This is a genomic window from Paludisphaera rhizosphaerae, assembly GCF_011065895.1.
GTDB classification, from domain to species: domain Bacteria; phylum Planctomycetota; class Planctomycetia; order Isosphaerales; family Isosphaeraceae; genus Paludisphaera; species Paludisphaera rhizosphaerae.
The window spans coordinates 117,913-141,460 of sequence record NZ_JAALCR010000018.1; the positions used below are offsets into that span (position 1 = coordinate 117,913).

Consider the following 23,548-nt stretch of genomic DNA (forward strand, 5'->3'; position numbering starts at 1 on the left):
TCGCCCACACGATTCATGGGCTTGCAACCGGCGACGCTCCCGCGATCATCCCACGCCGATCCATGGCCACGCAAGCGTGGCCATGCCACCCATCGTGGGCTAGGCATATTCGACGGTGGACGCCCACTCAGGAAATTGCTGGCTCATCTCGTCGAGGCAGCCTCGTAGATACCTCGTCTCTTCAGGCATGCGATCCTCAAACCTCGACCAGCCAACCAAGCGCAGCCGATGTGGCATGGCCACCAAACCCGTGATGGAATCCCAGAACGCGTTCCAGTTCCTCCCGTAGAAATCGGGGAACTCAAGGGCCCGAGCCAGTATGGCGTGAAGCTCCGGACCCGATGTGACCTCCGACAGGTCGACGACCACAAGCTCGGCGCGTTCATCCATCAACGGCTCCCCGTCAAACGACGTAAAGCGTCGCAGAGGTTCGTCCTGAATTACAGACCCATCGCGCGTGCCAGCCTCTGCATCCCCGCTGTGGGGCCGTCCGGGGCGCCGTAGACGGAGGAGCCGGCGACGAAGACGCGGGCGCCGGCTTCGATGAGTTTGGGGGCGGTCTCGGCGTCGACGCCGCCGTCGACTTCCAGTTCGCAAGCGGGGTTCTCGCGGTCGATCATCTGGCGGATGGTCTGGATCTTCTTGAGCGTCCCGGTGATGAACGACTGGCCGCCGAAGCCCGGGTTGACGGTCATCGCCAGGACGAGATCCAGATCGGGGAGGACCTCTTCCAGCATCACGGCGGGGGTGGCCGGGTTGATCGCCACGCCGGCTCGCAGGTTCAACGCCTTGATGCGCTGGATCGTCCGGTTGAGGTGGAGCGCCCCTTCGACGTGGACGATCAGGCTGTCGATCCCGGCCTCGGCGAAGGCGTCCAGGAAGTCGTCCGGGGCGTGGATCATGAGGTGGCCTTCCAGGTGCAGCGTGGTGACCGGCCGCAGCCACTTCACCAACACCGGGCCGAACGTGATGTTGGGGACGAACCGGCCGTCCATCACGTCCACATGGATCCGATCCGCCCCCGCCGCCTCCACCTCGCGGACCTGCTCCGCCAACCGCGACAGGTCGGCCGAGAGAATCGAAGGGGCGATCTTGAAGCGGCGGTCGTCGGTCCGGGGGATCATCGGGAGGGGCTCCGTGGGGTCGGTACGAATCTTGAGCAAAGGTCCAGGAGCGCGATGAACCTCCCTTCTCCCCCTGTGGGAGAAGGTGGCCGAAGGCCGGATGAGGGGGACCCCAACGGCCTTCGGTCTCGCACCCCTCATCCGCCCCTTCGGGGCACCTTCTCCCACAGGGGGAGAAGGGAGGATAGAGGCACCCATTTCATTTTCATGCAAGGAGTGCCGAGCGGTCTTGCGTGTTTCCAGATCAAAGAGCGAACGAGAGCCGACGACGGTAGTCGACGACGGTCTTGGAGTCCTCGGGCAGGAGCTGGAAGACGGCGAGCATCAGCTTGCGGGCCTCCTCGCCGGTGTTCTTGCGGTCGGTCTCGACGAGGTCGAGGGCGGTGGCCAGGGCTTCCTCGTGGCGGCCGGCGGCGGCGAGCGCCTCGGCCAGACGGAGCTTCTTCGACTTGTCGCGAGGGTTCGCCTCGGACTCGGCGCGGGCGGCGTCGAGGTCGGCGGAGCCGACGCCCTGGGCCTTCAGCACGAGTTCGGCCTTGAGCCTCTCGGCCTCGGGCTCCAGGAATCCCCGGCGCTCTAACTCAGCCACCGTCGCCTGGGCCTCCTCGATTCGACCGGCCGCCATCGCCAGGCGGCCCTGACCGATCCGGGCGGCGGGAAGTTCGGGCTCCAGCGCCAGGGCCTCGGCGTATTTCGAGGCGGCGGCGTCGGGGTCGGACGATTCCTGGCCGCGGGCCTCGGCGGCGAGCGTCTCGGCCTTCGTCGGCAGGAGTCGGTCGAGCCACTGACGGATGAACGACTCCGACTGGACGCCGGTGAAGGCTTCAAGGATCTGGCCGTCGCGGACGCCGTAGACGGCGGGAATCGACCGAGCCTGAAGGCCGGCGGCGACTTCGGGCGACTGGTCGGAATCGACCTTCACCAGCACGAACCGGCCGTCGTACTCGCGGGCCAGCTTTTCGAGCACCGGGCCGAGCATCTTGCAGGGCTGGCACCACTCCGCCCAAACGTCGACCACCACGGGGACCGTTTTCGATCGCTCCGCAACCTCGGTCGGGAACGTCGCGGTCGTCGCATCCAGAATGTACGGAGAGGGTTCGGACGTCGCGTGGTTCATGGTCGCTGGGGTTTCGGTAGAGGATGTTCGGCGGAGGAGGGTCATCGGGCAGCAACCGCAAAGCCAAGCTATGCCTACAGGTCCGACGACCCTCACCCGGCCCTTCGGGCCACCCTCTCCCGGCGGGAGAGGGACGAGGCCCTTGAGCGCGAGACTTCACCAGATGATACGCCCCTCCGTAGTCCTCGGGAACCGGCCCCCCCCTCGACCGACCGGGTATAATGGACCCGAGTTCACGGATCGATCAGGACGGATGGACGAAGCGAGCGCCACCCATGTCATCCATCGAGAGTGCCCCGAGCGTCGCCGGTTCGCTCCCCGCCGAGCCCCCCTCCCCCGCCTGGGGATCCAGCGATTGGCAGGCCAGGCTGGCGGAGGTCGCCGAGTTGATGCGGGAGATGAGCAACCACACGGATCCCCAGGAGATGGTGCGCGCCTACGGCCGTCGCGTCCGCCAGATCATGCCCTCGGATCGGTGGATCTCCCTTAGCCGCCGCGGGCTCGAATACCCCCAGTACCGCATCACCCGGTCGAGCCTCTGGACGGAGGAGGTCAACCCCTGGAAGCAGAAGGACAAGCTGCCCGTGCTGGAGGGGGGCCTCCTCGCGGAGCTGATCTACGCCGACCAGCCCAGGATCATCGACGACATCTCCGCCGAGATGAAGCCCGACGACCCCGCCGCCGACCAACTCGCCGGCATGCGGTCGCTGATGGCCATGCCGCACTACGACCAGGGCGTGGGACTGAACATGGTCGTCTCGCTGCGCGAGGCCCCCAACGCGTGGGAACCCGAAGAGTTCCCCGAGCGCTTCTGGATCAGCAGCCTGTTCGGCCGGGCCACCCAGAACCTCGTCCTCACCGACCAGCTCAAGCAGGCCTACGACGTCGTCGACCGCGAGTTGCGCGTCGTCGCCGACATCCAGCGCTCGCTTCTGCCCAAGAAGCTCCCCGAGATCCCCGGCGTCGAGCTGGCGACCTACTACCGGACCTCGCAGTGGGCGGGCGGCGACTACTACGACTTCTTCGAGCTGCCCGGCGGCCGCTGGGGCTTTCTCATCGCCGACGTCAGCGGCCACGGCACGCCAGCCGCCGTGATGATGGCCATCCTCCACAGCCTCTCGCACGGGCACCCGGGACACCCCGACCCGCCGGGCGCCCTGCTGAAGCACGTCAACCAGCGGCTGGCGACCACCTACACGGCCGAGAACGAGGTCTTCGTCACCGCCTTCTACGGGATCTACGATCCGTCCTCGCGGACGTTCTCCTACGCCTGCGCTGGGCACAACCCACCCCGGATCCGAAGGTGCTCACAAGGAACGGTGATCGCCCTGGAAGACGTCGGCGGGCCGCCGCTGGGCCTGTTCGAGGGCCTGGACTACGCCGAGTCGTCCGTCACCCTCGTCCCCGGCGACTACCTGGTCCTGTACACCGACGGCGTCACCGAGGCCATGAACGCCCAGGGGAACCAGTTCACCCCCGATCGGCTCGACACCATCCTGGGCCTCTGCTCCCTCTCCGCCAAACAGATGGTCGACGCCATCCTCGAAGGCGTCGACGGCTTCACCGGCCGCCGAGACCCCGACGACGACCAGACCCTGGTGGTGGCGAGGATCTCGTGACCCGGGATACAACGACACCATAGCTGAGGCAACCGTGGACCTCCCCCGCCCCCGCACGACGATTCGCAGCTTGATGGTCCACGTGCTGAGCATCGCTCTGTTAATGGGATGGTTCGTGGCGTTGCGAAGCTACGTCGGCGCATGGGAGGCGCGTAGGGTCGAGCTATACCGCCAGCACGACGCCGCCATGGCCGCCGGCGATCAAATGCTGGAGATCGCCGCCACGGCCGGTCGCACGGCCGTGGCGAGACGGATTGGCGGCACCGGCAAGTCGAGAACCGCAGACTGGACCGTCTGGGCCGAAGCCTACGAGGACGTCAACGGCCGAAAGCCCTTGATCCGCGTGGCCGCCTTCGGGCGCAACGGCCGCCTCTCATCCGAACTTGATCCCATCCGGATCGAGACCTATGGAGCGCCGCTGGACGACGCCTGGATCGAAGTCTTTCAGCGGACTTGCCGCGAACGTGGCTGGACGTACGAAATCGTCCGCGCCGCCCCCGCGGCGTCTTTCCCTCCGCCGCCACCCTGACCCGCTTGTTCGATCATTGCCCGAGGAGGCGAGCCGTTCGAGATCACTGAGCGCCCGCTGCATGAGTCGATCCTCATGGCAGCGGCGGCAGGCCGTGTTTCCGACGAAGTTCGTCAACGGCCTGGCGCGCCGGGGCGACGCGGCCGGCTTCAGCGTCGGCAAGTCCCTCGCGGATGGCATCGAGGGTCTCCGCGAGTGCCTCGTCGCTCTGATTCGCAACCTCCCATTGAGCGAGCGTCTCGCCGAGCGTGGGCTCGACCCCACCCTCGACGAGACGTTGTTCGATGAAGCCCTTGAAGGCCTTGAGGTCGTTGATGCGATCGGTCGCATGATGGACGTTCCTCCCGAGGGATTCTACCAGGGGAGGACGTCCGACGTCGGTCGATATCAGGTACGTAGACCGGGCCGGCTCAATACGCGTCGGCCGAGATGATCTCTCCCCCGCGGGTGGAGCTGAGGGCTCGCCAGACGCCGAGGTTGATCGAGTTCTTGCAGAACCGGACGCTGCCGTCGCACATGGCGGTGTTGACGCCGCCGGAGTGTCGGCTGCGGGCGGCGGTGGTGATCAGGGTGACGTCGGGGGCGGAGATGCACGGGGGGTTGGGGCGCGAGGAGTCGCAGTAGCCTGCGCCGGGCTCCATCTGGTCGGGGATCGGACTGTTGGGCGCCAGCCAGGCCTCGAAGGCCGCGCCGCCGTACCACCAGCCGAAGCCGCGGAGGTCGCGCGAGACGACCTGTCGGCCCTGGATCTGTTCGGCGGCCATCAACGTGTTGCTCAGGCCGTCGATGATCTCGCTGATCCGAGCCACTCGGTAGCCGCCCGTCGGGCCCGTCAGGACGCTCGATGGGATCGACTGGTTGGGGGAGCCGATGTCGCTGAACGGGGCCCCCAGGAACGGGTAGTTCTGGAACGTCGCCTGGTTCTGGAACTTGAAAAGGTTGCCGAAGTTGACTGCATAGTTGTGCGACGTGACGGAGCGGGTAATGCCGTTGACGGTCGAACTGATCGGGGCCTGCGGTTCGTCGGACGGGCACGTGTAGGCCGAGATCCGGCTCGACGACACGGTGATGTTGAACACCGACCCGTAGGAGACCCCCTGCGTCGTCGAACCGACCATGTTATTGCCCGCGGTGTTCCAGGCGTTGAACAGATTTTGCTGCTCCACATAAGGGAGCACGAAGACCTGCCACGTCCCCCAGATGCTCCCCTTAATCCCCGGCGGAAACGAGCCCATCGCGGACTCGTAGTTCATCACCCCCAGCCCGATCTGTTTCAGGTTGTTGACGCACTGGGCCCGCCGCGCCGCCTCGCGGGCGCTCTGGACGGCGGGCAATAGCAGGGCGATGAGGACGGCAATGATCGCGATGACCACCAACAACTCGATCAGCGTGAACGCGCGGCGCGGCGAGGACGTCGGCATGGGGACCTCCTGGTAACGCTGGATGCGCCGGGCCCGTCGGGGCGGCGCTCGTGGTGTGAGGATGCGCGGAGAGGTCGATCGAGGCGGGGAGAAGTTCTTGAGGAGAGAGGAAGGTCGAGCCCGGAGAGGGGCTCGGGGTCACTTCTTCTTGAGGTCGAAGTCGTACGAGTTGGGGCCGCCGGGCCTGACCTCGGCCGTCAGCTCGGTCTGGAGGTTGTAGCGGATCGGGATCTCGCCCGTCCGAGGCGCCGGCTTGGCCTGGATGGCGCCGGGCATCTCATTGTTGTTCAGCTCGACCGGCTCCTTGGGAACCGATCCCTGGGAGAAGATCATCACCTTGTAGGTTCCCGGCCCCGGGCCGTCGGCCCTGACCACGTTGAAACGGCCGTCCACGACCGGGCCGCCCGAGGCGACCCCCGCCTCCGCGGCCTCCGGAAGGAACTGGATCGTCCCGATTTTCAGCGGCTGGCCGTCAAGGTTCACCGTTCCGGAGATCGGCTCGCGAGGAACGTCGTCCACCTCGCTGCAACCACCCGCCGAGGCCAGCGCGACGACCACCGCCGCGACGCCGATTCGCGCTCGCGTCATGAGCATGTCCTCGTCGTCTCGATCGCCGCCGAGCCCGTCCCAGCGGCCCGGGAGTGAGATTCTAATGAAGGCGAAATCGAGCACAACAAAAATCCAACTATTCTAATCCAATTTCATCAAACAGTATTGCATCAACAACCTCGGCATTATCCTTCGATTTTTTCATACGACGTATCGTCCCTGCGTCGACTGCGGGCGGTCGTCGTGTCTCCTCACCCAATCCGGACGGCCTCCGATGTACGTGGTGGCGTCGCCGTCGCCGGCCGTCTATCCTGACGACGGATCAACAACGGGAGGACGTCGTCATGAACCGTCGGGATTGGATCCGGTCCGCCGTCGCATCGGCGGCGCTTTCGCGGGGAGCCCTTGGGGCGCGGGTCGAGGCGAAGAAGCGCATCCTGCTGCGGTCGTCGTGGCAGACGGTGAACATCGGCGACGTCGCGCATACGCCGGGGATGCTGCGGCTGCTGGAGCAGCACCTGCCGGAGTGCGAGGTCACGCTCTGGCCCAGCAGCGTTGACAACGGCGTCGACGAGATCCTCCGCAAGCGGTTCCCGAAGCTGGCGATCATGCCGAAGACCGGCGAGGCCAAGGCCGAGGCGTTCAAGACCCACGACTTCCTGCTGCACGGTTCAGGGCCGTCGATCGTCGGGCAGACGAGCCTGGTCGAGTGGAAGCAGAAGACGGGCAAGCCCTACGGCATCGGCGGCGTGACGTGGACGTACACGCCCGAGGGGTTGAAGGTGATCGACGGCGCCCGGTTCGCGTTCTTCCGCGATTCCGTTTCGCTGGGCGTGGCGAAGGAGCATGGGGCGACCTGCCCCGTTCTGGAGTTCGGCCCCGACGCCACCTTCGCCTGCGACCTCGTCGCCGACGCTCCCGCCGAGGCCTGGCTGAAGGAGGTCGGGCTGGAGGAAGGGAAATTCGTCTGCTGCATCGCCCGCCAGCGCAAAACGCCCTACTGGGAGGTCAAACCCGAGCGCAAGTTCGAGCCCGAGACCCAGGCGTACAACGACCAGATGAAGGAGCACGACATCGCCCCTCTGCGCGAGGCCGTGATCGCCGTGGTCCGCCAGACGTCCATGAAGGTCCTGCTCTGCCCGGAAGACGCCACCCAGATGAAGCTGAACCGGGAGACGATCTACGACAAGCTCCCCGAAGACGTGAAGCCCCGCGTCGTCTGGCGGAAGGACTACTGGCTGACCGACTTCGCCCAGAGCGTCTACAACCGCAGCGCGGGCCTGTTCGGCAACGAGCAGCACAGCCCCATCATGTGCATCGGCCACGGAATTCCGGCCGTCGTCTGCCGGTTCAAGGAACAGACCTCCAAGGGCTTCATGTGGAAGGACATCGGCCTGGAGGACTGGCTCCTCGACCACGACCACGACGAGCCCGCCCAGCGCCTGACCCCCATCGTCCTCTCCATCATCAACGATCCCGCCGCCGCAAAGGCCAAGGCCCTCAAAGCCAAGGCCGTCGCCGACGCCCGGATGAAGCGGATGATGGACGTGCTGCGCGGGGAGTTGGGGATTTGAAAGGCTCCAGGCGATCCCATCGAATCCGTCGATGCACTTCAAGAAGGTGCCGCGCAGCGGCGGATGAGGGTCGTTGCACTTCGGATCGAGCCACACACGTCCGACACAGCCTCCGAACTCCGATGACCCTCCCCCGGCGGGAAAGGGTACGAAGAGATCTCTTCGACCAAGGAAGAAGACCTGAGATGACGTCGAGCCGCATGCGTTGGAGACTGGCGTTCGTTGCGGCCCTGCTGTCAGCAGCGGCCGAAGCAAAGGCCGTGGACCCGTCCGACACACGGATGCTGGCCTTGCCGGCGATCGCGCCGGGGCGGATCGCGTTCACGTATGCGGACGACGTCTGGACGGCCGACGCGGACGGCTCGCACGCGCGGCGGTTGACGTCTCATCCGGGGGTGGAGAGCTGGCCGAGATTCTCACCCGACGGCAAGACGATCGCGTTCACGGGGACGTACGACGGCAACGTCGACGTCTTCGTGGTTCCTGCCGACGGCGGCGAGCCGAAGCGGCTGACCTGGCACCCCGGCGACGACGTCGTCCGCGGCTTCACGCCCGACGGCAAGGTTCTGTTCAACTCCCAACGCGGCGTATTCACGAACCGGTTCGGCCAGCTTTACAGCGTTGCGACGACCGGAGGCGCCCCCGATCGGCTGCCGGTCCCCTCGGCCGACATGGGGGCGATCTCCCCCGACGGCGCGTACCTCGCCTACACGCCCATCGCCGAGCGGTTCCGCCAGTGGAAGAACTATCGCGGCGGCACGGCCTCGCGGATCTGGGTCCTGAAGCTCGCCGACCTCTCGCACGTCGAGATCCCCAAACCCGAGGGCGGCTGCAACGACACCATGCCCATGTGGGTCGGCCAGACGGTCTACTTCCTCTCCGACCGCGACGGCGAGTTCAACCTCTTCTCGTTCGACCCCGCCACGAAGGCCGTGGCCCGACTCACCGACCACAAGGACTTCCCCGTCGAATCCGCCTCGGCCGGCGACGGCAGGATCATTTACGACCAAGCTGGATATCTACACGTCTACGACCCTGAGAAAAAAGCGTCGACCCGGCTGAAGGTCCCCGTTGCGGCTGATCTCGTCGAGGCTCGCCCTCGGCGCGTGAGCAATCCCAAGCTGATCCGCGCGGCGGACGTCTCGCCCAGCGGCAAGCGGGCTGTGCTGGAGTATCGCGGCGAGATCGTCACCGTCCCGGCCAAGCAAGGCGATCCGCGGAACCTCACCGAGACCCCCGCGATCCACGAGCGCTCGCCTGTCTGGTCGCCCGACGGCAAGTCCATCGCGTATTTCAGCGACGCCTCCGGCGAGTACGCCCTGCACGTCCGGCCGCAGGACGGCAAGGGTGACGTGGTCGTTCACCGTCTGAGCGGCCCCGGCTATTACCAGGACCCCGTCTGGTCGCCCGACGGCAAGAAGATCGCCTTCACGGATTGCTCCAAGACCCTCGCCTACATCGACCTGGCCACCGACGCTGTGAAGAAGGTCGTCTCCGAGCCGATCTACTGGGACGACCGCCCCGTCGCGCGCTGGTCGCCCGATTCGAAGTGGATCGCCTACACCCTGCTGAGCAAGGCGGGGATCGGCACGGTCGGCCTCTACTCGCTCGATCAGGGGGCGAGTTTCCCGATCACCGACGGCCTCGCCGAAGCCGGCGATCCGGTCTTCGACACCACCGGCAAGTATCTCTTCTTCTCCGCCTCGACCGACGCCGGCCCGATCAAGAACTCGTTCGATCAGTCGGCCACCGACGCCCCCATCTCATCCACGCTCTACGTCGTCACCCTCGCCAAGGCGACCCCCAACCCGCTCCTCAAGCTCAATGACGAGGAAGGCGAGAAGGACGACGACGAGAAGGACAAGGACAAGGCCAAGGACGAGAAGAAGGAAGCCGCCGGCAACGAGGATGAGACCTCCAAGAAGCTGGAGAAAGAAAAGGCCGACGACAAAGACAAGGACAAAGACAAAGCAAAGGATAAGGACAAGGAGAAGAAGGACGAGCCCAAGCCGACGGTGATCGAGGTCGACGGCATCGCGGGGCGGATCATCCCCGTCGCGCCGGTGGAGGCGGGCTGGATCACGAACGTCGCCGCTGGGGAGAAGGGGAAGGTCTATTACGTCCATCGCCCGGTCACGCGACCCATCCAGGAGGGCGAAGGCAAGCCTTCGCTCAAGCGGTTCGACTTCAAGACCCGCGAGGAGGAGACCCTCGCCGAAGGCGTGTCCGACTACCGGCTGACGCCCGACGGCAAGAAGATCCTCTACCGGGCGGGCGAGACCGTCGGGATCGTCGACGCCGGCAAGTTCAAGAAGGGCGACGGCGCGATCGCCGCCGTGGGCGCTGTGTCGATCGCCGTCGACCCCCGCGCCGAGTGGCCGCAGATCTTCCACGAGGCCTGGCGGATCAACCGCGACTTCTTCTACGCCCCCAATATGCACGGCGCCGACTGGGAGGCCGTGCGGAAGAAGTACGAGCCGTTCCTCCCCCACCTGGCGACTCGCACCGACCTGAACCGCGTCATCCGCGCGATGCTCAGCGAGCTTTCCGTCGGCCACAGCTACCTCTTCGGCGGCGAGCGGGTGTACGAGCCGAAGAAGGTCCCCGTCGGCCTGCTGGGCGCCGACTACGAGGTCGCCGAAGGCCGCTACAAGTTCAAGACGATCTACGGCGGCGCCTTCTGGGATCCCGCCCTCCGCGCTCCGCTCACCGCTCCCGGCGTCGACGTGAAGGTCGGCGACTACTTGCTGGCCGTCGACGGCAAGGACGTCCGGGCCGACGCCGAGGTTTACAAACCGTTCGAGGGAACCGTCGGCCGCCGGACCGAGCTGAAGGTCGGCCCCAAGCCCGACGGCTCCGACGCCCGCACCGTGATCGTCGAGCCGATCGCCGAGGACGGCCCCCTGCGCAACCGGGCGTGGGTCGAGGGGAACCTCAAAAAGGTCCACGACCGCACCAAGGGACGCGTCGCCTACGTCTACGTCCCCGACACGGCGGGCAACGGCTTCGCGTCGTTCAAGCGGTATTTCTACCCTCAAGCCGACAAGGACGCCGTGATCGTCGACGAGCGGTTCAATGGCGGCGGCCAGATCGCCGACTACTACATCGACATGCTTCGACGCCCCCTGATCGCGTACTGGGCCACTCGCCACGGCGCCCCCCAGCGGACTCCCAACGCGGCGATCATGGGCCCCAAGGTGATGCTCATCGACGAGACGGCCGGCTCAGGCGGCGACATCCTCCCCTGGATGTTCCGCAAGTTCGGCCTCGGCCCGCTGGTCGGCAAGCGAACCTGGGGAGGCGTGGTCGGCATCCTGGAGTTCCCCGTCCTGATGGATGGGGGCATGGTCACGGCTCCCAATATCGCCCAGTTCACCGAGGACGGCTGGATCGTCGAGAACCAGGGCGTGCCGCCGGACGTCGACGTGGAGCAGGACCCCGCCCGCGTCGCGGCCGGCGAGGATCCGCAGCTCGACCGGGCGATCGCCATGATCCTGGAGGCTCTGGAGAAGTCCCCCACCCCCAAGCCGCCGTCGTTCCCCCCGCCGACCCGCGTCCGAAAGCCTTCGGAGTAAGGTGATTGACGTCGGGCCCCGGCGCCTCCCCTCGATTGGATTGGGGTATCGAGTCGCGCCGGGCCCCGTTAAGATACGGCCCGTTCGATTCACATCTGGGGATGTCACGCGGAGCGCGACCGGATTGTCTTCGCCGCCGAGGAAGGACCCTTTGAGCACGGCTCCCACGATCCCTGCGAATCCTGCAACGTCCCCGCGCGCCTTGCCTCCCGTTCTGGCGAGGCTCTTCAGCGGCACCCTCTGGCTGGCGTTCCGGGTTCCCGTTCAGATCGTGCTGTCGCTCTGGACGACCCGGCTGCTGCTGGAATCCGCGGGCGTCGGCAAGGATGGGCTGGGGGCTTACGGCTTCGCCTGGGGGTTCGGCTTCCTCCAGATGCTCTTCGAGTTCGGCGTCAGTTCGGCCCTTCAGCGGCAGATCTCGCAATCGTGGACGAGGGGAGACCGCGAAGGGGTGGACCGGGCCGTCGCCTGCGGCCTGAACTTCTACGCGGCGACCGCCCTGGTTCAGGTCGTCGCCCTGCTGGCGATCGCCTACCTCGGCCTGCCGCACTCGAAATACGTCGGCCATCCCAAGTACGGCCTGATCGTCCAGCTCCTGTGGATCCAGATCCTCACGGCGCCGTGCTACGGACTGTCGGTGGTGATCTCCAGCGTGCTCCAGGCGGCGCGTCGCTATGAGTTCATGCCGCGGATCGAGTTCGGCATCACGATCCTCCGCTTCGTGGCGCTCTGGGCCGGACTGAAGGCGGGGATGCCGTTCATCTGGGTGGTGGTCATGCAGACGGCCATCACGATCGGGCTGTCGCTGGGGCCGTCGATCTGGGTCCTCACCCGAGAGTTGGGCCAACGGCTGACCTTCCGCGGCGCCCACTGGGAAGACTACAAGGCGCTCGGGCACGTCAGCTTCTACATGGCGTTGCTCCAGGTCAGCGTGATCCTGGCCGACAAGATCGACACCACGATCCTGGGCTTCGTGATCCCCGACCCCGCCCAGGCGAACGCGGTTTACGACGTGGTCAGCAAGCCGTTCCTGCAGCTCCGCCAGACGGGCTGGATGCTCGCCTACATGGTGATGCCGGCCGTCGCCAGCCTGGCCGCCGCCCGCGACGAGAAGAGCCTGGAACGCCTGAAGTACGACGGCACCCGAATGCACCTCGCCGCGCTGCTGCCGCTGGGGCTGCTGGCCTGGCTGTACGCCTCACCGTTCCTGACCCTCTGGGTGGGCGACCGCCTGGGTCGGCCGGCGTCTGAAGTGGCACCCTTGATGCGGCTCTTCCTGACCGCCGCGCTGCCGCTGGTGCTGTCGGTCCCCGTTCAGATGGCGATCGGCTTCAACAAGATCCCGGTCATCGCGCTGGCCGCCCTGGGTGGAGCGATGGTGAACCTGCCGGTCAGCTACTACCTGACCACGCGGATCGGCGTGGCGGGCGTGATCTGGGGGACGATTCTGACGACCTTCTTCTCCAACCTGATCATCCCCGGCGTGTACGTGGCGAAGGTGCTGGAGATCGACCCCTGGACCTTCCTGACGCGGACGCTGGGCCCGCCGCTGGTAGGAGCATGCGCGGCGGTCGTCGCCTGCCTGCTCTTCTCGCAGTGGTTCCCGGTGACGTTCCCCGGCAAGAGCCTCGCCACCCGCGCCCTGCCGCTGCTCGTCCACCTGAGCGTGGGCCTGACCGCCTACCTGGCCGGCTACACCCTCGCCCCCACCGGCCGCCAGGACCTCTCGAAGCTCGCCTCCAAGCTCGCCCGCCGCTGAGAGTGGGCTGGGACGCCCACCCGGCAGGCTTCATATCGGCGACATCCAGATTCCTATGGATCGCCTGTTTCGCCTGAGCTACGCTTTTTGCGTACCTTTCCACGAAGACGGCGAAGTCCGATGGAGACTTCTTGGCCGTAGACGCTCGATCGATTCGGAAGGGCCTGCTATTCAGCGGAGAGCATTCCGATGGCCACGACCGCGCAGATCCTCGAAGCGAAGAGCATTCTCGACGCGATGCGGGTCGCGCTTCCGGGCCCGAAGGTCGACGTCTTCCAGATCGGAAGCGCTTCAACTCCTCTGAATCTGGCCTCCCAACAGCAACGAGCGTTCAAACTGACGTGGGCGCTCGAGCAACTCGAGAAGATCGAGAACAAATCGATCGCCGTGATCGGGGCCGGATTGGCGGGGGTCGCGGCGGCGACGGCCTGCCTGCTTCAGGGCGCGAAACGCCTGGCCATTTACGACCGCAACCATGAGCCGATGGCCTACCAGTACGGCGCGGCCCATCGCTACATTCACCCGCTGATCTATCGATGGCCCGAGGAACGCTGCGGGGACACGTCGACCGACTTCCCGATCCTGAACTGGAACGAGGGAACCGCCGACGAGGTACGTCACACCGTGCTCAAGGAGGCGGAGCGCCTGCTCGACCTCTGCTATAAAACGCGCAACCTCGACAGAGATCAACTCGCCGAACTGACGCGCAAACAGGAAGCCGGCGAGGACGGCCTCGCTGAAACGAGCGATGAGGACTTCTTCCACTATCGACTGGGCTCCGACGTCCGGCAAATCGTTCCGTCCGGTGATCAGATCCAGGTCCTCGCCGAAGGCCGGGAGACGGCCTGGGTCAAGCATCGGCGGCAGTATCTGCCCGTCGGTCCCCCGCGCAACTTTCGAGATCGCTACGACGTCGTCATCGCGGCGGTCGGCTTCGGACTGGAAACAGAGTTCGAGGGGGTGCCGTTCCGGTCCTACTGGCACCAGGAGGTTCTGTCGCAGCCGACGATCCGCGGCGTCTGGCCCCGGCGCTGGCTTGTCTCCGGAACGGGCGACGGCGGTCTGATCGACGCCGTCCGCCTTCGCCTCTTCGACCTGGATCAAAAAGCCCTGACCGACGTCCTGCTTGGAAGAGCCCCCAAGACCCCTCCCTTCAAGTCCCTCGAAGATTGGTCCGCACGGATGAAGGAATTCCACGCAGAGCTTCGCAAGGCGGAGGACCGCATCAGGACCAGGTACCCCAATCCAGCGGCTCAAAATGCGAATCGCGACCCGATGAGCCACATGATCGAAGGGGAATACGACAACCTCCGTAAGGCTCACAAGCACGTCTTCGACAACTTGATGAAATTCCTGAAGAGCTACGAGCGGACAGATACAATCGTCTATCTCTGCGGTCGGCAGTCGGCCCCGTATGAGCTTGGAGCATCAGCGTTTCAAAGGTTCTTGACCTATCTCCTGCGCAGCTACTGCGGGCTTCGATACCGCAGCGGAGAGTGGAGTCTGGCGGAGTCGCCGCGACACGGCCAGCCTTACGTCGTCTCCTTCAGTCGACCAAACACCGAGAACGTGAAATTGCCCAGGGAGCAGTTGGAGGTCGATGAAATCGTCGTCCGCCACGGCGCGGACTCCGCCCTGGGCGCGTTGTTCGGCCCCACAGTCGTGACGGCCGCCAGGGCGAACCCGGAACGCATCGCGTTCGACAACTCACTCTGGACGGCGAAACTCGACGAGGGTTGGACCAGGCGACTCAAGGACCGGACGACCGAGAGGCCTGCTTCACCCTCATCCCGATCGCGTAAGAAATCGTAAACTGATCCACGGCCGTCGATAAACGAGGCGACTCACCCGGCCCCCCAGTCAACCCACGGAGGGGTGCATCATGGCTCCGGACTCGATCATGCCTTATAACGAGCTTAGGCCCGCGGGCCGAATGTTCGCGGGCATGGTCGAGACTCGGAGGGATCGACGATGTTCGGTGGACTTTTGGCGGCGGTGTTGGCGGTTGTGGGTGCGGCGCAGGTCTCAACGGACGCGCTGCTGGTTCGGCCGGACGCGGCCGTGTGGAACCTGGACGAGGTCGGGCTGTATCGCGTCGGCTTCGCCTACCGGGGCAAGGCCGAGGAGGATTTCCCCGTCGGCTGGTCGGGCCGCTTCGACGAGCGGACGGGCGTGGCGCTGATCCCGGACGGCCTCCGCAACGGCCGGCCGGCGATCCTCCAGCACTGCCCCTGGCGCGGGGGGACCGGCGTCGCGTTCCAGGAGTTCCACGTCGCCCTGCCGCAGGCTCGAACCATCACGTTGAAAGGCGCCACGGCGCTCCGCGAGGACGGCGTCGGCAAGTCGGACGGCGTCCGATTCCGCATTCTGGTCGATGGCAGCCCCGCGCTTGACGAGATTCGCACCGACGCGAGTTGGAAGCCCTTCGACGTCGACCTGACGAAGCAGGGCGGCAAGACCGTCGTGATCCGGTTCGAGACCGACCCGGGTCCGAAGGGGAATGCCAGCTTCGATTTCAGCCTGTGGGCGGGGCGCTCGATCGTCCTGGACGGCTTCAAGGCCGCGACGGCCTCCCGGCCGGCCTCGCCGCCGGTGATGTACCGCGGCCTGGCCTCGCGCGAGGGGAAGGGCCTCGCACCGCCGGCCGTCACGCCCGTCAAGACGGACGTCCGTCGCGAAGGGGACGACTACATCCTCCGCACCACCGACGCCGACGGCTCGTTCGCCTTCCGTTGGTCGCCGCCGACGGCCGCCGGCGGCGTCTTCGGCTCGATCGTCCTGGAGGCCGATCGCAAGGGCGTCGGCATGACGCGTGCGCCGCTGGCGACCACCGCGAAGATTCAGTGGGTCGGCAAGGCCGCCGCCAAGGAGTGGCGATGGGAGGAATCCGCCGGTGGGCCGACGCTCGTCCGGACGTTCGACGTCGACGGCAAGCCGGCCGTGCTCCGCGCAACCGGCTCGATCGCCGGCCGCAGTCTGGTACTCGACGTGAACGTCGACCAGCCGATCGTCGAGCAGATCGACGGCGGTTCGTGGGGGCCCGTCGCCGCGCGTCGCGAGGTGGCCGTGCCGTATCTCAACAACGCGGTGTTTTATCTGCCGGTTCAGGATCTGTTTGTATCCAGCATCGTCGACTGGACGGCCTCGGGCTCGTCTCGCAACGACGGGATGCGGGCCGACTACCTGGCGCTGACGGACGGCGCGCGTAACCCGGTCGTTGAGCGGTTCCTCTACTCGGCCGCCTGGAACGTGGACGAGGTTCTCCCCAACATCCCGAATCCTCCCTCGCCCTACCTGAAGGACCTGTCGGACCGCGTCGTCCTCGACATCTGGGGCGGGAACTACGCGGACATCGCCCACAAGCTGGAAGCCCTCCACGACGCCGGGCTGGAGCGGTTGGCGGTCATCGTCCACAACTGGCAGCGCAGCGGGTACGACAACGCCCTGCCCGCCCACTATCCGGCCGCCGAGGACAAGGGGGGCGAGGCCGGCATGCGGATGCTCAAGAGCATCGCCAAGCGCCTGGGCTACCTCGTCGCGCTCCACGAGAACTACGTCGACTATTACCCGAACTTCGAGGGGTTCGACGAGAAGCACATCGCCCGCGATTCCGCCAATCAACGGGTGAAGGCGTGGTTTCATAAGGGGAACAACATCCAGTCGTTCGCCGTCAAGCCGACCGTGATGGTCGACCTGGCGCGGACGCAGTCGCCGGAGATCCACCGCCGGTACGACACCGAGGCCAGCTTCCTGGACGTGAATTCGTCGGTCGTCCCCTGGTTCCACGTCGACCAGCAGGCGGGCCTCGACGGCGCAGGCAAGTATCAGCGCGTGCGGCAGGCCCACCGCGAGACCTGGCAGTTCCTCCGCGACGCCCACGGCGGGCCGGTCTTCGGCGAGGGGAATCACCACTGGTACTGGAGCGGCCTGCTCGACGGCGCTGAGGCTCAGTTCGGCGCCGGCTGGCCGGGGAACGCGGGCCTCGACGCGCCTCTGTTCGTCGACTTCGACCTGCTGAAGATCCACCCGCTCCAGCTCAACCACGGCATGGGCTATTACGAGCGCTGGTGGGATGAGGGCCGCGTGCCGAGGGGCTCGCTGCCGCCGGTGGCGGTGCTCGACCAGTACCGCGTGCAGGAGGTCGCGTTCGGGCACGCTGGGTTCCTGGGAGGCGGGGCCTGGTCGTCCGTCCCGCTGGCCTGGCTCGAAACTAACCTGATGGCGGCCGTGATGCCGCGGTATGCAACGTCGGCCGTGACGAAGATCGAGTACGAACGTGACGGCCGATGGCTGGACGCCTCCGCCCTGATCCGCGAGGGAGCCTCCACGCCCGACGCCTGGAACCGCGTCCGCGTGCGGTACGACGGCGGGCTGACGGTCGTCGCCAACCAGTCGGAGACGCCGATGAAGGTCGACGGCGTGGAGCTTCCCCGCTTCGGCTGGATCGCCCGCGCCGAGGGCTTCTCCGCGGGGACGACCGTGCGCGGCGGAATCGTGGCCGACACGGTCGAGACCCCCGACAGCTTCTTCGCCAACGCGCGGGCGGCGGCGGACTGGGATTTCTCGGGCGTTTTGCGGGTTTCGCCGACGGTCCTGAAGTTCCAGCAGACGGGGCCGAGGACGTTTGCCGTCCTGTATGCGTGGAAGGTCCGCGACGCGGTGAAGACGGACTATCGAACCTTCGTCCACTTCGGCAAGGTCGGCTCCGACGACCGCGAGATCCTCTTCCAGCAGGACCACGCACTGACGACCCCAGCGCCCCGATGGCGGCCCGGGACGACCGTGGACGACGGCCCGTACACGATCAAGGTTCCCGACAACCTCCCCGACGGCGACTACTCCTGGACGATCGGCCTGCACGCCCCCGGAGCCGGCCGCGCCGCGCTCGACGGCCCGACCGACAAGGCGGGCCGCAACCTGCTGGGCGTGGTCCGCGTCTCCGACTCCGGCCGGACCGTCCGCTTCGTCCCCGAAAAGCCCGCCGACGGCGAACGCTCGGCGATCAACGTGGTGAACCTGAACCGCGAGAACAAGGTCGTCGACTTCGGCCCGATCAAGACCGACGGCGGCGTCTCTCTCCGCAAGGTCGGCGGCGAATGGGTCGCCCACGTCATCCCCCGCGAGCGATCGTTCTCCCTCCAGCTCGACACCGCCCGCTTCGGCAAGCCCACCGAAGTCCGCGCCGACGGCGGCTCATCCCCGCGCGTCGAAACCACCTTCGACGGCCGCTGGATGCGCATCAAACTCAACGGCGCCAAATCCTACCGCTGGCCGGCGGGATGACTCGTCCGTATCTGAACCATAACGGCCTTCCCCCCTCGCGGGGAAAGGTGGCCCGAAGGGCCGGATGAGGGGGGATTGACCAATCAACTGTCGCTCTCGACTCGGACGACCTTGAATCCACCGCCGATCGCATGCCCACGACAAGCGTGGGCATGGCACCCATTTCTGTTCTCTTGTATGTCAATAATGCGATTGGGTGGCACGGCCATGGACCGGCCTTACCTAAGGAAGGGCGCGGACCAGGCGTTCCAACTCGACGACGGCGACTTGACTGAGGAAGTCGACATCGGAGGTCTTCCGGAGATCGGGGAGTAGGGTGAGAGCCTCGGCGGTACGGCCGTTCGCGGCGTGGTCGAGTGCGGCCCAGGCGACGGCCTCGGTTCGCTCGCCAACGGTTGCGGTCGGCTTCACGAGGTCGTCTCGCTTCGCTCCAATGTCCTGAAAATGGCCGCGTTCTCGCTGGCGAGCGACCGAGATTGGGTCCCGCATGGTGAAGCCGTCGAGGGGGAGTTCGGCGGCCGGTCGGGGAGCGGACGGTTTGCGGAACGACTCGACGATCGGAAAGGGCCAGACCGCTCGGTCGCCGCGAGCGGCGGCCTCGTCCAGCAGGGCGCGGGCCGTTGCGACATCGCCGGCTTTGCGCGCCGCCAGGCTGCCGAGGAGTGCGGCATAGAGCGGCTCGCGACCCGTCCAGGCGGTGGCGGCGACCGTCGCTCGGGCCTCGGCGACGACCTCGGGCTTTCGTCCGGCGGCGAACAGAGCCAGCGTCCTCGCCAGGCGAATCTGGGGCTCGTCCCGGCCGAGGTCGATGACCCGCCCGTAGTCGGCGGCGGCACCGTCGAAGTCCCGGGTCGCGTAGCGAACGCCGCCGCGATTGATATAAGACCCGGCCGACTTCGGTTCGAGGCGGATCGCCTCGTCGAGGTCGACCAACGCCTCGGCATACATGAGTTTGCGGCGCCGGATTTCCGCTCGTCCGATACGGGTTCGCGGCTCCTCCGGCTTGAGGCGAATCCATTCGTCGTAGTCGGCGAGGAGGCCGTCCAGATCCCATACGCTCGCCTTCTTGCGGGCGCGGATTCGGCCGTCGTAGACTCGCGGATCCTTCGACCCGCGGCGGATCGCCTCGTCGTAGTCGGCCGAGGCGTCGCTGATCCGCCCCAGAGCGTGCCTCGCGAGGCCCCGGATGACGAAGACCTCGGAGCCCGCCGCGCCCCGTTGGAATGCTTCCGCGCAATCGGCGATCGCGTCCTCGAACATTCCCGTTTCCAACCGCAGGGCCGCCCGCCCGGCGTACGTGTTCCACGCATCGGGACCGAGGCGAACCGCCTCGTCGATATCGGCCGCAGCCTCGTCGAGACGCCCTTGCCGACGTCGAAGCTCGCCGCGGACGAGGGACGTCTCGCCCCCTTTGGCGCCGCGACGGACCGCCTCGGCCAGGTCAGCCTCGCCGCCCGCGAGGTCGTTCTTGTAGAGCCGCGCCGCGGCCCGCCCGAGATACGATTCCGGATCGTTGGGGCAAAGTCTGATCGCTTCCCCGAAGTCGGCCTCGGCCTCGTCGAACCGTCCTTGCAAACGGCGAAGCTCCCCACGGATCTTGACGGCGTCGCCCCCCGCGACCCCGCGTCGGAACGCCTCGTCGACGTCCTCGGCGGCGCCAGCCAGATCATATCTGGCGAACCGAGTCGCGGCCCTCCCGAGGAACGCCTGGGGATTCTCGGGATGCAGTTGAACTACGGTGTCGTAGTCGGCGAGGGAACCGGCCAGGTCTCCCAGCCATCGCCGGCATTCACCGCGCATCGCGAGCGCACCGGCGTCGTCGGGCTTGTTCTTGAGGACCTCGTCGAAGTCGGCGAGGGCCCCGCGGAAGTCTCTCCGGGAGAAACGCAACGACCCGCGGCGGATCCGGTAACGTGCGTCCTCCGGGGCGAGTCGAACCGCGGCGTCGAGATCGCTCAGGGCGCCTTCCAGGTCCTTTCGGGCGGAGCGGATCAGACCTCGGTTGGCTCGATCCGTCGCGTCGTCGGGATCGCGTCGAATCGCCTCATCGAAATCGACCAGCGCCTTGTCGTATTCACCCTTCCTCGCCAGCACGCCGCCGCGGAGGGAGTAGGCGGCGGGGCCTGGCTCGTCTCGGATCAGGACCTCGCAGTCCGTGATCGCCCCATCAAGATCCCCTCTCCGGGCCCGGATCGCGGCGCGGGTGAGGAGTCCCTGGGGAATCGCCGAATCGAGCCGCAAGGCTTCCTCGACGTCGGCCAGCGCCCCGTCCTGGTCGCCCCGGTCCGAGCGGGCCTTGGCCCGATGCAGGTAGGAACGGGCGAGTTTGGGGTCGAGCTGGATCGCCTTGCTCAGGTCGTCGAGGGCCTCATCGGGCTTCTCCTGGAGAATCCGGAGATAGCCCCGATCGGCGAACGACCGGGCGTCGTCGGGACGCGCGTGGAGGCGTTCAGTGAGCACGGCGACGGCCTCGTCAAGCGTCGCGACGTCCGCCGTCGAAGCCCACGCCGCCTCGCCGGAATTCGGGTCGATGAGCCGCGTCAGGTCGCCGTCGATGCGATCGACCTTGCAGACGAAACACAAACGCGAGGCGGCCCACGGCACTGGCCAGCGGAGCGGGTCGCCCTCCGCCTCGATCGAACCGCCCTCGAGCAGGACGACGCGTCGTCCAACCTGCAAACCCTCGGATCGGGCCCACGGCCCGAGGACCGAGGCCAGGGCCAGACCGATCAGGAGACGTGGAATCCTCGGCGCCCTCGCAGTCATGATGCAAACCCTCCGAGACGATTCGCATTGCACCCAGGCGAGCACGGAATATCAGAAACCCGCCGAAACGTCCAGTCGACGATCGTGTGCGTGAACCCATTGCGAATCCGCCGCCGATCACATGCCCACGACAAGCGTGGGCATGGCACCCATTTTTGTTCTCTTGCATGTCGATTATGCCATTGGGTGGCATGGCCACGCTCGCGTGGCCATGGATCGGTCGATCAGGTAGAATCATGCGGCGAGCGTGGAAATCGACGGCCGGACGGCGGAGGCTGCGACGATGATCGGCAGACGCATCGGGATGGCTCTGGCGATGACGCTGGCCGCCGTCTCCGCAACGATGGCGGAAGAGGCAAGACGGCCCCAGGCGATCGTGCTCACACACGGCGGCTCGCAACTCCTGGCGGCGAACCGGGGGACGGGGACGGTCTCGGTCGTCGATGTGAAGAGTCGGCGGGTCACCGGCGAAGCCCAGGTCGGCCGAGGGCTTGCCGACATCCGAACGACGGGGGACGAGACCGTCTTGCTGGCCGTCGATCAGTCGGCGGGCGAGGTCGTCCTGCTACACGACGATCGAAACCAGATCCAGCGCAGGGCTGCCGTCGCGGTCGCCGCCGATCCGGTCAGCGCCACCGTCTTCGGCGACGGCCGCCGGGCGGTGGTGTTGTCGCGGTGGTCGCGGGCGGCGACGTTCGTGGCCTGGGACGGCTCGGCGGGGCTCCGGGTCGTTGGGTCGATGTCGTTGCCGTTCAGCCCACGCGAGGCCGCCGTGTTGCCGGGGTCGCAGAGGGCCGTCGTGGTGGACGCTTTCGGCGGAAAAATCGCGCTTCTGGACCTGGGAGCCTGCCTCGAAGGCGCCTCTCCGGTGTCTTCCCCCCTGGAGGGGGAAGACAGACCGCAAAGCGGTCAGATGAGGGGGACGACCGCCGTCGATCGCGAATCCAACGCCTTGACTTCAACGCCAGGCCGGTCGTCCCCCTCATCCGGCCCTTCGGGCCACCTTCCCCCTCCAGGGGGGAAGGCCGTCGCCAATCCGGGAACGCTTATAAAACAGAACTTGAATGCGAACATCTGCCTGCGCGTCTGGTCGCTCCCCGAGCACAACCTGCGGCGGCCCGTGGTCACGGCCGACGGCCGCAGCGTGGCGATCGTCGGCCAGCATGCGGGGAACGTCCATGACGCCCGGACTTCGCGGCAGGACGTGGAGTGGGGGCTCGTCATCAGTCCGGCGCTGCGTCTGCTCCGCATCGAGGGCCTCCGCCCCGAGACGACCGACGCCGAGTTGCTGAAGAACTCGCGGCGGGCGGGACTCGTCGGCGGCACGGCCGATCCCTCGGCGATCGCGTTCGGGCCGAAGGGGGAAGTGATCGCCGCGATGGCGGGGACGGGCGAGGTCGCCTCGTCGTTGGCCCTGGGCGAGCCCTACGAACGCATCCGCGTCGGCCGTGGACCCTCGGCGCTGGCGATCGACGCCGAGGCGAAGACGGCTTATACGGCCGACGAGTTCGACGACGCGATCACGGTGGTCGACCTGGTCGCCGGGAGGTTCGCGGCCAGGATCCCGCTCTCGGCCGACGGCCCCCGCAAGCCGGCCTCGCTCGTGGAAGAAGGCGCCGCCCTGTTCCGCGACGCCAGACTCTCCGAGGACGGCTGGATGAGCTGCCAGACCTGCCACACGGACGGCCATACCGCCGGCGTGATGGTCGACACCAAGGGGGACGACACCTACGGCGCCCCCAAGCGGACGCCCTCGTTGCTGGGCGTGGCCGAGACCTCCCCGTTCGGCTGGCTGGGGAAGGTCCGGCGGCTGGACGAGCAGATCCACAAGTCGCTGGAAACGACGATGCACGCCCACGACCCGTCGCCCCGCCAGGTCGAGGCCCTCGCCGCCTATCTGAAGACGCTCGCCCCGCCGCCGCCGATCTCTACCGAAGCCCAGGCCGTCGCGCGAGGCCGCGAGATCTTTGACTCCAGCCGATGCGACGCCTGCCACACGGCCCCCAGCTACACCACCCCCATGCGATACGACGTCGGCCTGGCCGACGCCGTCGGCAACCACGAGTTCAACCCGCCCTCGCTCCGAGGCGTCGCTCACCGCCCCGCCCTGCTCCACGACGGCTCCGTAAGCTCCCTCTCTGACCTCTTCCGCCGCACCCGCCACCCCGACCAGACCGAGATGACCGACGCCGAGATCGACGACCTCGTGGCGTTCTTGAACTCGCTGTGATA

Annotated in this window: 15 protein-coding genes; 9 read left to right on the plus strand and 6 right to left on the minus strand. The window is 66.9% G+C overall.

Annotated features, from left to right (window positions below):
• Positions 1-99 precede the first annotated feature (99 nt).
• From G5C50_RS21965 to G5C50_RS21975, 3 genes are all read right to left on the minus strand, one after another.
• Positions 100-390 (minus strand): barstar family protein, encoded by a 291-nt coding sequence (locus tag G5C50_RS21965; RefSeq protein ID WP_165072983.1) that lies wholly within the window; start codon positions 388-390, stop codon positions 100-102.
• 50 nt (positions 391-440) lie between these two features.
• Positions 441-1,124, minus strand: a complete 684-nt coding sequence (gene rpe / locus G5C50_RS21970) for a ribulose-phosphate 3-epimerase (RefSeq protein ID WP_165072985.1) — start codon at positions 1,122-1,124, stop codon at positions 441-443.
• Between the two features lie 244 nt (positions 1,125-1,368).
• The gene (locus tag G5C50_RS21975; RefSeq protein WP_165072987.1) at positions 1,369-2,241 is read right to left on the minus strand and encodes a tetratricopeptide repeat protein; all 873 of its coding nucleotides are present in this window, start codon (positions 2,239-2,241) and stop codon (positions 1,369-1,371) included.
• Positions 2,242-2,516: 275 nt separating this feature from the next.
• Between G5C50_RS21975 and G5C50_RS21980 the strand changes: the two genes are divergently transcribed.
• The 3 genes from G5C50_RS21980 to G5C50_RS21990 all read left to right on the plus strand — a co-directional run bounded on the left by G5C50_RS21980 (position 2,517) and on the right by G5C50_RS21990 (position 4,822).
• Positions 2,517-3,860: a PP2C family protein-serine/threonine phosphatase gene (locus G5C50_RS21980; RefSeq protein WP_165072989.1), complete on the plus strand. Its 1,344-nt coding sequence runs from the start codon at positions 2,517-2,519 to the stop codon at positions 3,858-3,860.
• Positions 3,861-3,894: 34 nt separating this feature from the next.
• Positions 3,895-4,389, plus strand: a complete 495-nt coding sequence (locus G5C50_RS21985; RefSeq protein WP_206107799.1) for a hypothetical protein — start codon at positions 3,895-3,897, stop codon at positions 4,387-4,389.
• 61 nt (positions 4,390-4,450) lie between these two features.
• Positions 4,451-4,822, plus strand: a complete 372-nt coding sequence (locus G5C50_RS21990; protein ID WP_165072996.1) for a hypothetical protein — start codon at positions 4,451-4,453, stop codon at positions 4,820-4,822.
• On the opposite strand, the gene G5C50_RS21995 is transcribed toward G5C50_RS21990, so the two are convergent.
• Positions 4,800-5,810: a DUF1559 domain-containing protein gene (locus G5C50_RS21995; RefSeq protein WP_165072997.1), complete on the minus strand. Its 1,011-nt coding sequence runs from the start codon at positions 5,808-5,810 to the stop codon at positions 4,800-4,802. The genes G5C50_RS21990 and G5C50_RS21995 overlap by 23 nt on opposite strands.
• 138 nt (positions 5,811-5,948) lie before the next feature.
• A complete protein-coding gene (locus tag G5C50_RS22000) occupies positions 5,949-6,398 on the minus strand; it encodes a hypothetical protein (RefSeq protein WP_165072999.1) in 450 nt (149 codons plus the stop codon).
• A gap of 305 nt (positions 6,399-6,703) precedes the next feature.
• Here G5C50_RS22000 and G5C50_RS22005 point away from each other — a divergent pair, with 305 nt between their 5' ends.
• From G5C50_RS22005 to G5C50_RS22025, 5 genes are all read left to right on the plus strand, one after another.
• A complete protein-coding gene (locus tag G5C50_RS22005) occupies positions 6,704-7,933 on the plus strand; it encodes a polysaccharide pyruvyl transferase family protein (RefSeq protein ID WP_165073001.1) in 1,230 nt (409 codons plus the stop codon).
• Positions 7,934-8,118: 185 nt separating this feature from the next.
• Positions 8,119-11,508 carry a S41 family peptidase gene (locus tag G5C50_RS22010; RefSeq protein ID WP_206107800.1) on the plus strand — a complete coding sequence of 1,130 codons (3,390 nt, stop codon included), beginning with the start codon at positions 8,119-8,121 and terminating at the stop codon, positions 11,506-11,508.
• Between the two features lie 151 nt (positions 11,509-11,659).
• Positions 11,660-13,267 (plus strand): lipopolysaccharide biosynthesis protein, encoded by a 1,608-nt coding sequence (locus tag G5C50_RS22015; protein ID WP_165073003.1) that lies wholly within the window; start codon positions 11,660-11,662, stop codon positions 13,265-13,267.
• A 189-nt stretch (positions 13,268-13,456) separates the two neighbouring features.
• Positions 13,457-15,079 (plus strand): hypothetical protein, encoded by a 1,623-nt coding sequence (locus G5C50_RS22020; protein ID WP_165073005.1) that lies wholly within the window; start codon positions 13,457-13,459, stop codon positions 15,077-15,079.
• A 159-nt stretch (positions 15,080-15,238) separates the two neighbouring features.
• On the plus strand, positions 15,239-18,550 hold the full coding sequence (locus G5C50_RS22025) for a DUF5696 domain-containing protein (protein ID WP_165073007.1): 3,312 nt from the start codon (positions 15,239-15,241) through the stop codon (positions 18,548-18,550).
• A gap of 222 nt (positions 18,551-18,772) precedes the next feature.
• Here G5C50_RS22025 and G5C50_RS22030 read toward each other — a convergent pair whose 3' ends face one another.
• Positions 18,773-21,316, minus strand: a complete 2,544-nt coding sequence (locus G5C50_RS22030) for a tetratricopeptide repeat protein (RefSeq protein WP_165073009.1) — start codon at positions 21,314-21,316, stop codon at positions 18,773-18,775.
• Positions 21,317-21,599: 283 nt separating this feature from the next.
• Between G5C50_RS22030 and G5C50_RS22035 the strand changes: the two genes are divergently transcribed.
• Positions 21,600-23,546, plus strand: a complete 1,947-nt coding sequence (locus tag G5C50_RS22035) for a cytochrome c peroxidase (protein ID WP_165073011.1) — start codon at positions 21,600-21,602, stop codon at positions 23,544-23,546.
• The last annotated feature ends 2 nt before the right edge of the window (positions 23,547-23,548 follow it).

Coding starts and splice junctions, on each gene's coding strand:
- G5C50_RS21965 (WP_165072983.1), bottom strand. CDS start 390: ATGGATGAACGCGCCGAGCTTGTGGTCGTCGACCTGTCGGAGGTCACA.
- rpe (WP_165072985.1), bottom strand. CDS start 1,124: ATGATCCCCCGGACCGACGACCGCCGCTTCAAGATCGCCCCTTCGATT.
- G5C50_RS21975 (WP_165072987.1), bottom strand. CDS start 2,241: ATGAACCACGCGACGTCCGAACCCTCTCCGTACATTCTGGATGCGACG.
- G5C50_RS21980 (WP_165072989.1), top strand. CDS start 2,517: ATGTCATCCATCGAGAGTGCCCCGAGCGTCGCCGGTTCGCTCCCCGCC.
- G5C50_RS21990 (WP_165072996.1), top strand. CDS start 4,451: ATGAGTCGATCCTCATGGCAGCGGCGGCAGGCCGTGTTTCCGACGAAG.
- G5C50_RS21995 (WP_165072997.1), bottom strand. CDS start 5,810: ATGCCGACGTCCTCGCCGCGCCGCGCGTTCACGCTGATCGAGTTGTTG.
- G5C50_RS22000 (WP_165072999.1), bottom strand. CDS start 6,398: ATGACGCGAGCGCGAATCGGCGTCGCGGCGGTGGTCGTCGCGCTGGCC.
- G5C50_RS22005 (WP_165073001.1), top strand. CDS start 6,704: ATGAACCGTCGGGATTGGATCCGGTCCGCCGTCGCATCGGCGGCGCTT.
- G5C50_RS22010 (WP_206107800.1), top strand. CDS start 8,119: ATGACGTCGAGCCGCATGCGTTGGAGACTGGCGTTCGTTGCGGCCCTG.
- G5C50_RS22020 (WP_165073005.1), top strand. CDS start 13,457: ATGGCCACGACCGCGCAGATCCTCGAAGCGAAGAGCATTCTCGACGCG.
- G5C50_RS22025 (WP_165073007.1), top strand. CDS start 15,239: ATGTTCGGTGGACTTTTGGCGGCGGTGTTGGCGGTTGTGGGTGCGGCG.
- G5C50_RS22030 (WP_165073009.1), bottom strand. CDS start 21,316: ATGACTGCGAGGGCGCCGAGGATTCCACGTCTCCTGATCGGTCTGGCC.
- G5C50_RS22035 (WP_165073011.1), top strand. CDS start 21,600: ATGATCGGCAGACGCATCGGGATGGCTCTGGCGATGACGCTGGCCGCC.